Source organism: Pseudomonas sp. AGC41, from assembly GCF_057334555.1.
In genome coordinates this window covers 1129-13153 of sequence record NZ_JBHFJB010000074.1, presented here as the reverse complement: position 1 = coordinate 13153, position 12025 = coordinate 1129, and the positions used below count along the sequence as shown (strand labels likewise).

At 62.8% G+C, this 12025-nt stretch carries 11 protein-coding genes; 6 read left to right on the top strand and 5 right to left on the bottom strand.

What is annotated here, in order from left to right:
• Positions 1-68: 68 nt before the first annotated feature.
• Entirely contained in the window at positions 69-1091 is a 1023-nt protein-coding gene (locus ACE04F_RS13610) for a sugar phosphate isomerase/epimerase family protein (protein WP_486107448.1), read from the bottom strand.
• A gap of 59 nt (positions 1092-1150) precedes the next feature.
• Positions 1151-2326: a Gfo/Idh/MocA family protein gene (locus ACE04F_RS13605; RefSeq protein ID WP_486107427.1), complete on the bottom strand. Its 1176-nt coding sequence runs from the start codon at positions 2324-2326 to the stop codon at positions 1151-1153.
• 176 nt (positions 2327-2502) lie between these two features.
• On the opposite strand from ACE04F_RS13605, the gene ACE04F_RS13600 reads away from it, so the two are divergent.
• From ACE04F_RS13600 to ACE04F_RS13585, 4 genes are all read left to right on the top strand, one after another.
• Positions 2503-3513: a LacI family DNA-binding transcriptional regulator gene (locus tag ACE04F_RS13600; RefSeq protein ID WP_486107425.1), complete on the top strand. Its 1011-nt coding sequence runs from the start codon at positions 2503-2505 to the stop codon at positions 3511-3513.
• A gap of 92 nt (positions 3514-3605) precedes the next feature.
• Positions 3606-4556, top strand: coding sequence for a TAXI family TRAP transporter solute-binding subunit (locus ACE04F_RS13595; protein ID WP_486107423.1), 951 nt, complete (start codon positions 3606-3608; stop codon positions 4554-4556).
• Positions 4557-4634: 78 nt separating this feature from the next.
• Complete coding sequence (locus ACE04F_RS13590) at positions 4635-6662, top strand: TRAP transporter permease (protein ID WP_486107421.1); 2028 nt, start codon at positions 4635-4637, stop codon at positions 6660-6662.
• The gene (locus ACE04F_RS13585) at positions 6659-7060 is read left to right on the top strand and encodes a DUF1850 domain-containing protein (protein WP_486107446.1); all 402 of its coding nucleotides are present in this window, start codon (positions 6659-6661) and stop codon (positions 7058-7060) included. Before ACE04F_RS13590 ends, ACE04F_RS13585 begins: the two co-directional genes overlap by 4 nt.
• Here the strand turns inward: ACE04F_RS13585 and ACE04F_RS13580 are convergent.
• Positions 7047-7664 carry a TetR/AcrR family transcriptional regulator gene (locus tag ACE04F_RS13580; protein ID WP_486107419.1) on the bottom strand — a complete coding sequence of 206 codons (618 nt, stop codon included), beginning with the start codon at positions 7662-7664 and terminating at the stop codon, positions 7047-7049. The two genes, ACE04F_RS13585 and ACE04F_RS13580, sit on opposite strands and share 14 nt — an antisense overlap.
• A gap of 161 nt (positions 7665-7825) precedes the next feature.
• Here ACE04F_RS13580 and ACE04F_RS13575 point away from each other — a divergent pair, with 161 nt between their 5' ends.
• Positions 7826-8266, top strand: coding sequence for a hotdog fold domain-containing protein (locus tag ACE04F_RS13575; protein ID WP_486107417.1), 441 nt, complete (start codon positions 7826-7828; stop codon positions 8264-8266).
• A 115-nt stretch (positions 8267-8381) separates the two neighbouring features.
• Here ACE04F_RS13575 and ACE04F_RS13570 read toward each other — a convergent pair whose 3' ends face one another.
• Together ACE04F_RS13570 and ACE04F_RS13565 are read right to left on the bottom strand one after the other, a co-directional pair.
• On the bottom strand, positions 8382-9470 hold the full coding sequence (locus tag ACE04F_RS13570) for an SMP-30/gluconolactonase/LRE family protein (RefSeq protein WP_486107415.1): 1089 nt from the start codon (positions 9468-9470) through the stop codon (positions 8382-8384).
• 90 nt (positions 9471-9560) lie between these two features.
• On the bottom strand, positions 9561-10691 hold the full coding sequence (locus tag ACE04F_RS13565) for a sensor histidine kinase (RefSeq protein ID WP_486107413.1): 1131 nt from the start codon (positions 10689-10691) through the stop codon (positions 9561-9563).
• A 328-nt stretch (positions 10692-11019) separates the two neighbouring features.
• Between ACE04F_RS13565 and ACE04F_RS13560 the strand changes: the two genes are divergently transcribed.
• Complete coding sequence (locus tag ACE04F_RS13560) at positions 11020-11982, top strand: EamA family transporter (RefSeq protein WP_486107411.1); 963 nt, start codon at positions 11020-11022, stop codon at positions 11980-11982.
• The last annotated feature ends 43 nt before the right edge of the window (positions 11983-12025 follow it).

Genomic DNA, 12025 nt, shown 5'->3' with positions numbered 1-12025 from the left:
GAACAATGTTATGGGGCGGCTTCGCCACCCAGCGGGAGCCCCCCCCCCCCCCCCCCCACGGGGTCAGGTCATTGCTCCGGGGGCAACCCCAGCAACCGCCGATTGGACGCTTCATCCGCCGTGACACCGGCGAAGTCATCGAACGCCTTGCGTGCCCGATTGATCATATGCCGCTGAATGAACGCCGCGCCTTCGGCCGCGCCCTGTTGCGAATCCTTCAGGCAGCATTCCCATTCCAGCACCGCCCAGCCGTCGAAGCCGTACTGGGTCAGCTTGCTGAAGATCGCCTTGAAATCGATCTGCCCATCGCCCAGGGAACGGAACCGGCCAGGGCGATCAACCCAACCCTGGTAGCCTCCATAAACCCCGGAACGGGCATCGGGGCGAAATTCGGCGTCCTTGACGTGGAACATGCGGATACGGTCGTGGTAGCGATCGATGAAGCCCAGGTAGTCCATCTGTTGCAGCAACAGGTGGCTGGGGTCGTAGAGGATCGCCGCCCGTGGATGATGGTCGACGGCTTCGAGAAAACGCTCGAACGAGGCGCCGTCGTGCAGGTCTTCGCCGGGGTGGATCTCGTAGCACAGGTCAACGCCGGCCGCGTCGAAACAGTCGAGGATCGGCAACCAGCGCCGGGCCAGTTCGGCGAACCCTTGCTCGACCAGGCCGGACGGACGTTGCGGCCACGGGTACATATAAGGCCACAGCAACGCACCGGAAAACGTCGCGTGGGCTTTGAGGCCCAGGCGCTGGCTGGCACGGGCGGCGAGTTGCAGTTGCTCGATGGCCCACTCGGTGCGCGCCTCGGGCTGGCCGCGCAGGTGGGCCGGGGCGAAGTCATCGAACAGCGCGTCGAATGCCGGGTGCACCGCCACCAGCTGCCCTTGCAGGTGCGTCGACAACTCGCTGATCTCGACGCCGGCCGATGCGCAGACGGCCTTGAGCTCTTCGCAATAATCCTGGCTCTCGGCGGCCCGGGCCAGGTCGATGTAGCGCGTGCCGAGGGTCGGCAGTTGAATCGCCTGGTAGCCCTGCGACGCGGCCCATCGGGCAATGTCATCAAGGGTGTCGAACGGCGCTTCATCGGACATGAATTGCGCCAGGAAAATCGCTGGCCCGCGCAGGCCGCTCGGTGTTTCGTCGGGGCTGCTCACAACTGCGATGCTCCGGTTTTCAGCGCGGTCCACTTCGCCGCGCCACGGTGATTGATGATCGCGGCCTCGATGAACGCCATGCCGCGCAGGCCGACTTCGATGCCGGGTACGCCAGGCACATCGGGGCCTTCGACGCGTTCGCGGATGGCCCGGGCGAAATCGCCGTAGAGGTTGGCCATCGCTTCCAGATAACCCTCGGGATGCCCGGCGGGCAAACGCATGCGGCGCGTCGCGGCCTCGCACAACCACGGCTGACCGACCCCGCTACGCAGGATGCGCAGGGGTTGATCGAAGGCGCGATGAATCAGGCTCGATGGATGTTCCTGGCGCCACTCCAGGGCGCCTTTGTCGCCGTAGACGCGGATCTTCAGCGGGTTCTCTTCGCCGGTGCAGACCTGGCTGGCCAGCAACACGCCGCTGGCGCCGCGTTGCATCTGGAACAACATCGCCACGTCGTCGTCCAGTTGCCGGCCGGGGACATGAGTGCCCAGCGCGGCGCAGAGCTGTTGGATCGGTTGGTCGGCGACGAACTCCGCCAAAGAAAAAGCATGGGTGCCGATGTCACCGATGCAACCGCCCAACCCGGACTGTGCCGGATCGTCGCGCCACTCGGCCTGTTTGTTGCCTTGCGCGGCGACATCCTGGCTGAGCCAGCCTTGGGGGTACTCGACGAACACTTTGCGCACCTCGCCAATCACGCCCGAACGCACCATCTCCCGGGCCTGCCAGACCATCGGGTAGCCCAGGTAGGTGTGGGCCAGGCCGTAGAGACAACGGCTGCCCTGCAGCACATCCCTGAGCGCGAGCAATTCCTTGAGATTCAATGCCGCAGGCTTCTCGCTGAACACATGGAAACCCGCCGCCAGCGCCTGGCGGGCAATGGGCGCGTGGAGATGGTTGGGGGTGACGATCACCAGCAGTTCCATGCGCTGGTCCAGCGGCAACAGCGCCTCGGCATCGAGCATCTGCTGCCAGTCGTGATAACAGCGGGACGCGGCCAGTCCCAGGGCTTCACCGGTCTGCCGGTTATTCTGCGGGTCACGGCTGAACGCGCCGCACACCAGCTCGAAACCACCGTCCAGGCCCGCGGCCTGACGATGGGCCTGGCCGATGAACGCGCCCTCCCCACCGCCGACGAAGCCCATTCTTATTTTTGGTGCTACAGGTTTCATCGCGATTCTCTTTTGTCCGGACTGATGATGTAACCGGTTACATCATGAGCGGAAATCTAGGCCTGGTTTAGCTTCGTGTCAAACCCTGGAAGATGCCGATGAGCATTTGTCAGGCATCGAACCTGCGGTAAGCTCGCGGCCATGCCTGCGTCTCCAGGCGCTGAATCGAGGTGATCTTGTCGAATATCCGTGAAGTGGCCCGGCTGGCCGGTGTATCCGTGGCCACGGTGTCGAGGGCGTTGAAATCACCCGAACGCGTGCTGCCGGAAACCCGCGACAAGGTCAACGCCGCGGTGGCGCAGGCCGGTTATCGACCGAACCTGATGGCGGTGCAGTTCCGTTCTCGCCGTACCGGCAACTTGGTGATCCTGGTGCCGGCGATCGCCAATACTTTTTTCGCCCGGGTCATCAGCGGTGCCCAACAGGCGGCGCAAGCGGCCGGCTATCGATTGCTGCTGTGCGATACCCAGGGCCGCGAAGCCATCGAGCAGGAATTCGCCGCGCTGGTCTATGCCCACCAGGCCGACGGGGTGATCCAGCTACGCGCCAGTGACCCTTTTTTCACATTGCCGCCCGGCGCCGACGCGTTGCCGCTGGTCAATGCCTGCGAAGTGGTCAAGGACGCGCCCTACCCGACCATCAGCCTGGACAACCGCAGCGCCGCACAGGCCATGACCGAGCACTTGATCAGCCTCGGCCACCGACGCATCGGCATCATCAAGGGGCCGCGCAGCAGCCCGTTGACCCTCGATCGCGTGGCCGGCTATCAGGACGCCTTGCAAGACGCCGGCATCGCCATCGTCCCCGAACTGATCTGCCACGGCGATTTCACCCTCAAGGCCGGTTACGACGGCGTCGGGGCAATGCTCGCCTTGGCCGAACGCCCCAGCGCGCTGTTCTGCGAGAACGATGAAATGGCCATCGGCGCGCTCAAGCGCATCAAGCAGATGGGCCTGCGGGTGCCCGAGGACATTTCCCTGGTGGGTTTTGACGACATCCCGTTCGCCGCCTATTGCGATCCACCGTTGACCACTATTTCCCAACCGGCGGAAACCTTTGGTCACAAAGCCGTAGAAATGCTCATCGCCCTGATCGAGAAAAGACCCATCGCCCAGCGGCACGTGCTGTTGCCGTTCGAGCTGACTGTACGCGGCAGCAGCGCAGCGCCAGGTTCCAGCATGGCCTGACCAGGCACAGCGGAGTTGTCGACTCGCCATCAGGCCCGTTTCGACTACAGTGGAAAGACTCTGCTAAAGCCATAACAAGACGGAGAGTCGCCATGCCAATCAGCAAACGCTTCATTTCCCTGGCCGCCGCCGCAGCCGTGATGGTCACCACCACGGCCTATGCTGCGCCGGCCCACATCAACATTCTGACCGGGGGCACCAGCGGGGTGTATTACCCGATTGGCGTCGGGCTCTCGCAGATCTACAGCAGCGGCATCACGGATTCCAAGACGTCGGTCCAGGCCACCAAGGCTTCGGTGGAAAACCTGAACCTGCTGCAAGCCGGACGCGGGGAGTTGGCGTTTGCCTTGGGCGACTCGGTGGCGGACGCCAGGAATGGGGTGGAAGACGCCGGCTTCAAGGCACCCTTGACCAAGCTGCGGGCCATCGCTGGCGCCTACCCCAACTACATACAAATCGTCGCCAGCGAGGAATCGGGCATCAAGACCCTGGCCGATCTCAAGGGCAAAACCGTTTCGGTCGGCGCGGCGAAATCCGGCACCGAGCTCAACGCACGGGCGATCTTCAAGGCCGCCGGCCTGACCTACAGCGACATGAAGGTGCAATACCTGCCATTCGCCGAGTCGGTGGATCTGATCAAGAACCGCCAGTTGGATGCCACGCTGCAATCTTCCGGCCTGGGCATGGCGGCGATTCGTGACCTGGCGTCGACGATGAAATTGAATTACGTGTCGATTCCCACCGACGTCGTGGCAAAAATTGGTAACCCGGCCTATTTGAGCGCGCAAATCCCGGCCAACACGTACGACGGACAAACTGACGCCGTGCCCACCGTCGCCATCACCAATATCCTGGTGACCCGCGAGGATGTGCCGGACGAAGTGGCCTATCAGATGACCAAGCTGCTCTTCGACAACCTCGATCGCCTGGGCACGTCCCATTCGGCGGCGAAAGACATTTCCCTGAAAAACGCCGCGAAGAACCTGCCGATAGCCCTGCACCCTGGCGCCGAACGCTACTACAAGGAAGTGGGCGCGCTGTAACTCCCGGACTGCAACGGCGCTCGTCGCCGTTGCAGCATTGCGTTTGGCATCCGCACGTCGACGACAGGCAGGCACGTTATGAGTGAAGACCAGCACGGCATCGCCACGGACCCACGGGACTGGCCGAAGACGCTGTTCTATGTAGCGTTGCTGTTTTCCATATTTCAGATCGTCACCGCAGCCTTCTCCCCGGTATCCAGCATCGTGCTGCGGGCGGTGCATGTGGGCTTTTTGCTGTGGGTGGTGTTCTTGAGCTACCCGGCCCACGGCAAGCAACGCCCCTGGCAACCCCTGGCCTGGGCGTTGGGGCTGGCGGGGATGGCGACCGCGCTCTATCAGTGGGTATTCGAGGCCGACCTGATCCAGCGCTCCGGCGACCTGACGAGCGCCGACATGGTCATCGGCATCATCCTGATCGTGCTGGTATTCGAGGCGGCGCGGCGGGTGATGGGCATCGCCTTGCCGATCATCTGCGGCCTGTTCCTCGCCTATGGCCTGTTCGGCGAATACCTGCCGGGCGACCTGGCGCATCGCGGCTACGGCGTGGACCAGATCATCAACCAGTTGGCGTTTGGCACCGAAGGGTTGTACGGCACGCCGACCTACGTATCGGCCACTTATATCTTCCTCTTTATCCTGTTCGGCGCCTTCCTGGAAAAAGCCGGCATGATCAAGCTGTTCACCGATTTCTCCATGGGCCTGTTCGGCCACAAACTCGGCGGTCCGGCAAAAGTTGCGGTGGTGTCGTCGGCCTTGATGGGCACCATCACCGGCTCGGGCATTGCCAACGTAGTGACGACCGGGCAGTTCACCATTCCATTGATGAAACGCTTTGGCTACAAGGCGGCATTTGCTGGCGGCGTGGAAGCCACGTCCAGCATGGGCAGCCAGATCATGCCGCCGGTCATGGGTGCGGTGGCGTTCATCATGGCCGAGACCATCAACGTGCCGTTCGTGGAAATCGCCAAGGCGGCCTTGATACCCGCCTGCCTGTATTTCGGCTCGGTGTTCTGGATGGTGCACCTGGAGGCCAAGCGTTCGAACCTCAGAGGTCTACCCAAGGATCAGTGCCCGAGTGCCTGGGGCGCGGTCAAGGAAAACTGGTACCTGCTGATTCCGCTGGCAGTGCTGGTCTACCTGCTGTTTTCCGGGCGCACTCCGCTGTTCTCCGGCATGGTCGGGCTGGCATTGACGGCCATTGTGATTCTCGGCTCGGCGATCATCCTCAAAGTGTCGAACTACGCCTTGCGCTGCGCATTCTGGATCGCACTGGGGATTCTCTGCGTCGGCTTCTTCCGGCTGGGCATCGGTATCGTCTTCGCGGTGATCGGCGTGCTGGTGGTCGCCTGCTGGTTTATGAAGGGCACGCGGGAAACCCTGGTCATCTGTTTACACGCATTGGTGGATGGCGCCCGCCATGCCGTTCCGGTGGGGATCGCCTGCGCCTTGGTGGGCAGCATCATCGCAATCGTTTCGCTGACCGGCGTAGCGTCCACTTTCGCCGGTTACATCCTCGCCATCGGCAAGGACAACCTGCTGCTGTCGCTGATCCTGACCATGCTTACCTGCCTGGTATTGGGCATGGGCATCCCGACCATCCCCAACTACATCATCACCAGCTCGATCGCCGCGCCAGCCCTGTTGGAACTGGGCGTGCCGCTGATCGTGTCGCACATGTTCGTGTTCTATTTCGGCATCCTCGCCGACCTCACCCCGCCGGTAGCCCTGGCCTGTTTCGCCGCCGCGCCCATCGCCAGGGAGAGTGGCCTGAAGATCAGCTTCTGGGCCGTGCGCATCGCCCTTGCCGGCTTCGTCATTCCGTTCATGACGGTCTACAACCCAGCGCTGATGCTCCAGGGCGACAATCTCTGGATGACGGCGTACATGCTGATCAAGACCTTGCTCGCGGTCGGCCTGTGGGGCATGGCGTCCACCGGTTTCCTGCAACAGAAGATGCCGGTCTGGGAACGGCTGATGTGTTTTGCCGCCGGGGCATTGTTGGTGGTGGCGCTGCCGTTGACCGATGAAATCGGCTTTGTCCTGGGGGCGCTGTTGATCGGGCAGCATCTGTGGCGCGCACGTCGCAGCGGGCAGGCCTTGGCGTGATCGGCTTGTGCCTGGGCCTGTCCGGCGTGGTCTGGGCGCAGCTTGAACTCAGCGAGTTCACCTTGGCGTGGGATCACACCATCGAGAAGATCCGTTGGGAGGAAGACTATCGCGTCACCGAAACGGGCCTGGTCCTGGGCGAAGCCAGGATCAAGGGCAACGGTGCCGGTATGGAAATTCCGGAAAACGCCCGGCTGGAAAACGGCAGTTGGCACTACTATCGGCAACTGCCGCCGCTGCAACCCTTGAAGCTGGGCCGAACGCCCCAGGCCGGTGATTACCAACTGTGTCATGCCGGCCATTGCCAGCCCATGGCGCATTGGCTCGGCCCGCCCACCGCGGAACACCCCTCGGTAGAACTGTGGAGCTGCGAACGGCGCTCGATCACTCAGCGCTGATCGACCGCCACGCCGCCTGCGCCAGTAACTCCCGATGGGCCTTGGGGCTGGTTGGCACTCGCCCCGCCAGCCAGGCGCGGCAATAACTTTCCGACGCGCCGATGATCAGCGAGAACATCAGCTCGGCCGGGTAACGCTTGAGCGCCTCGCCCTGCGCCGCCGCGCTCAGCCACTGCCAGAGTTGGCCGTTGCGCGTGCTGTTGCGGTTGGCGAGTTCGTCCTTGAACGGCCCCTTGGTCACGGCAAAACGCGCGTGATACTGGAAACGCGCCCATTCCGGCTGGCTGTCGACCCAATCGACATAGCTGTAGATCAACGCTTGCACGCCCTGCTCGGCAGTCGTCGCCTCGGCCAGGTATTGCTCGCGCAAGCGCGCCTGGTCGTCCAGAGCAGTGAAGAACAGCGCCGCCACCAAGCCTTCCTTGTTGCCGAAATGGTGGTAGATCGCGCCGACGCTGGTCTGGCATTCGGTGCGGATCATTTCAATGGTGGTCGCCTCGATGCCCTGCTCGTTGAACAGCGCCAGGGCCTTTCTGAAGATATCGCGCTTGAGCTCGGCCCTTCTACCGGGGAAGGCACGTTCGAGTAATTCCGTTGTTTGCATGCTGGGCTTAAACCGGTTCGTTGAAGGATCAGGCAGACGACTGCCCATGACGAAGTGCGCGCAGCTTGACAGATTCGCCGCCAACAGAATACCGTTCCGTCACAGAATATTATTCTGTAACGGAAGATCGTTCCGTAAATCCCTTGTCAGCGAGGCTTCACATGAATCAGGTTCTCGGTATGTTCAACAGCGCAGGTCCCGATGCGTTCAGCAAAATGGCCTGTCAGATGGCACCTTACTTTTCCACCATCAATCCGCTGGTCACGGAGCTGCGCCAGGGCGCGGCGACGGTGCAGGTACCGTTTCGCAAGGAAGTCACCAACCATCTCGGCACCGTGCATGCCATTGCCATGTGCAACGCCGCCGAGTTGGCCGCCGGGATGATGACCAACGTCTCGATTCCGGACGGCGCCCGGTGGATCCCCAAAGGCATGACCGTGGAATACCTGGCCAAGGCCAAGAGCGACGTGACGGCGGTGGCCAACGGCGATGAGGTGGACTGGCAGACCGAAGGCGACAAGATCGTGCCGGTGGATATTCACGACGTGGATGGCAAGAAGGTGTTCACGGCGCGGATCACCATGAATGTGAAGTTGGCTTGAGGTTGGGGAGCTTGCTTTGCGATTGCTGCGCACTGGAGCGCCAGCCCGGTCGAGCGGGAGCAAGCTCCCTCGCCACAGGAGCTTGCTCGCCACGGTTTATTCGCGAGGGCCTGGGTCAGGCGAACGTCGCCCCGCGGGTGTTCACGAACAATGAGTACAACGAGTGGCTGCCGGCCATGAACAGCCGGTTGCCCTCGCGACCGCCGAAGCAGACGTTGGGGCAGCGTTCCGGCAGGGAGATGTGCCCGATGGCCTTGCCCTCGGGATTGAACACCCGCACACCGTCGAGTTTTTCCAGGTCGGCCTTGGGGTCGCCGTTGCCGCCCCAGCCGCACCAGAGGTTGCCGTTCTCATCGCACTTGATGCCGTCGATGGCGGCGTAATCCAAGCCTTCGATATGCTTGCGGCGCTCGCCCAGGGTGCCGTCATCCTTGACCGTGATCGCCCAGACCAGGCGGTTGGGCTTGGCCCTGCCTTCGACCACATAGAGAGTTTTTTCATCCGGGGAAAAGCACAAGCCGTTCGGCCCCGCCAGGTCGTCGATGACGCGGCTGAGCTTGCCGGTTTCACCGTCGATGCGGTACACGGCGTGAGGCTGCTCGGGGGTAACTTTATGCCCTTCATAATTGTTGCCGGTCTGGAATGGCGGGTCGGTGAACCAGATCGAGCCATCCCGTTTGCAGACGATGTCGTTGGGCGAGTTCAACGGTTTGCCGTCGAAACGGTCGGCCAGCACGGTGATCGTGCCGTTGTGTTCGGTGCGGGTGATACGCCGCCCTTCGGTCGACGTGGTCGAGCCTTCACAGACCAGCAACCGCCCCTGGCGATCACGGCACATGCCGTTGGAGAAGTTCGAATTCTCCCGATACACCGACAGCCCACCGGTGACTTCGTCCCAGCGCACGATGCGGTTGTTGGGGATGTCACTGACCAGCAGATACCGACCGTCGCCGATCCACACCGGCCCTTCGGCCCAGCGCAGGCCGCTGGCGAGTTTTTCCACGCTGGCGTTGAAAACACGCAGGTCCATGAAGCTGGGGTCGAGGATATGGACCAGAGGATCCGGATAGCGCTGGCTCAGAGGCTCAGCCTGGGCGAGCCCGGGCAGGTTGCCAAGGGTCGCGGCGGCGGCCGAGACCACCAGGGACTTTTTCAGGAAAATCCGGCGCCCCTGATCGGCGGTTGCAGGTTGCGAAGCATCCATCGTACGTCTCCGTTAATTATTATTGGACGGGGACGTTTGTTTTACCTCGTGATAGGACATCGTACAAGCAAATATCCTCACCTGCCGCTATCACTCGGCGTGGAGGGGGATTCGAACCGTGAACGTGGTGCCTCCACGCGCCTTGGAGTGGACTTCGATAGTCCCCTGGTGGGCCGATACGATCGCCGAGGCGATATAGAGGCCCAGCCCCAGGCCAGCCGTGGGGCCGTATTGCAGGTCGCCGCTGCGCAATTGTCGGATCAACGGATTGAAGATGCTCGCGATGGCCTCTTTCTCGATGGGCTTGCCCTGGTTGTTGATTGCAATGACGGCTTCGTCCCCTTCGCGGCTCAACGATACCGTGATCGGCGCGCCCTCCGCGCCATGCTGCACGGCATTGCCGATCAGGTTGGAAAAAACCTGTTCCATCCGCGCCGGATCGAACAGTCCTTCAAGCGGACCGTGAGGCTCGAAGAGGATGCGGCTTTCCGGATGATAGGCCCGCGCCTCTTCCACCATGCCTTCGCATGCCGCGACCAGGTCGCCGTTGAAGCGCTGCACCGGTATGCCCGCGCCCAGCTGGGTACGGGTGAAGTCCAGCAGGTCGCCGACAATCTTGTTCGCCCGTTTGACGCTGGTGTAGATGCGCGAGGAAATCTTGGTGGCCTTGGCAGGCAGATCGCCGGCGCGCAGGAGCACTTCGGAACTCAGCAGGATTGCGCCCAGCGGGCTGCGCAGATCGTGTCCCAGGATCCCGAGGAAGATATTGCGCGCCGCATCGACCGCGCCGGAATAACTGACCACCGATTCCGCCAGGGCCTGGTCGACGGCTTCATTGAAGTGGATCACATCCGACATCGCCTGCGCCTGGTCCAGCTGCGCATGGGGCATCCATAACATCAGCACGCTGGTGCGCAATGCGCGGTATTCCGAGACCATCTGTTCCACGGTAAAACCGGAGGACTGGCGAATGACGGCGTGGGTTTCCGCCGCGGTTTCGGCTTCCGCCGCCGGAGCTTCGCCCTGGGACTTGGCGATCTGCTCCTCCAGGGTCTGAGAGGTGCGCAGGTCAATGGCGATGGTGCGCAGCATCTGCTCGGCATGGTCGCGCAGCGCTACCGAATCCATACCGATGGAAGCCGGGGTGATGGTCCTGGCGAAATCTTCCCAGGCCTGGAGGATCGGTTCGATGTTGTCGACAATGAAATCAGCCAGGCGCATGGGTTGCTCCGCGGGAAACTCAAGGGGACCGGGTGCCGGAATCAACACAGCGGTCAGCTGTTGTACAGCAAATCGTCGGCGGATGTACGCCAGTCTCTGGATGGGTTGAGCGGTGGAGCTGGCGGCTGCTTGCAGCCGAGCGGGAGCAAGCGCCCTCGCCACGGGGGGCTGCGAATGTCTGGAAGAATGGATCGATAGGCGGGAGCCGGCGCTTGTCTCCCTCTGCTGGATCCGGTACAAATCCCCTTGTTGTACGACAACCTATAACTAAAAAATAAACTACCGAAGCCTCGCTGCTGCGGTGGTACACACCTTTGAGATTGCTGCCATGACCCGCTCCACCGCCGCATCCGATGCTCCTGTGCCCTTCCCCCGGCATATCGCCGTGCTCATCCTGCTCTGCATGGGGTGTGCCTTCGCCGGCAACCACGTCGCCGCGCGGGCGGCGTTCGATGACGGTGCCGGCGTGCTGCTGGCGATCCTGCTGCGCTCGGGCGGGACCTTGCTGGTGCTGGCAGCGATAGTGTTGTGGCAACGGCAAAGCCTGCGCCTGCCTGCCGGGGCCTGGCGTTGGCAGTTGGTGTTGGGCCTGCTGATCGGCGCCCAGAGCCTGTGCCTGTATTCGGCCGTGGCGCGGGTGCCGGTGGCGCTGGCGCTGTTGGTCGGTAACGTGTTCCCGATCCTGTTGGCGCTGCTGACCTGGGCCCTCGGCGGGCCGCGCCCCACCGCCCGCACGGCGATATTGATGGGGATGATCCTGGTGGGCCTGGTGTTCGTGCTGGAAGTGCCGGCGCGGTTATCGTCGCAGGCGGACGTAGGCCCGCAATGGCTATTGGGGGTTGGCCTGGCATTCTGCGCCGCGTGCGTGTTCGCTTGCGCATTGTGGATCACCGATCACAAGCTGTCCCAGGTGCGCGGCTCGGTGCGCAGCCTGCTGACAATTTTCATTGTGTTCAGCAGCGTCAACCTCGCGGGCCTGACCGGCGCCCTGCCCGGCGGCCTCGACCTGCCCGCCAGCAGCACCGGCTGGCTCGCACTCGCCACCCTGGTGGTGCTTTACGGCACCGGGTTCATCGTGTTGTTCATGTGCGTGCCACGCCTGGACATGCCACGCAATGCCCCGGTGATGAACATCGAACCGCTGGCGACCCTGCTGATCGGCTGGCTGGTGCTGGACCAGATGCTCAACCCGGGCCAGGTGCTCGGCGGCGCGATCGTGGTGACGGGCATTGTGTTGCTGACCTGGCGCAAGGCTGAGCGGGTCAAGGCGCCGGTGGCTGCACGCAATTGAACTGACTGAACGCTCTTTTGTGGGGGGGGGGGGGGGGGGGGGG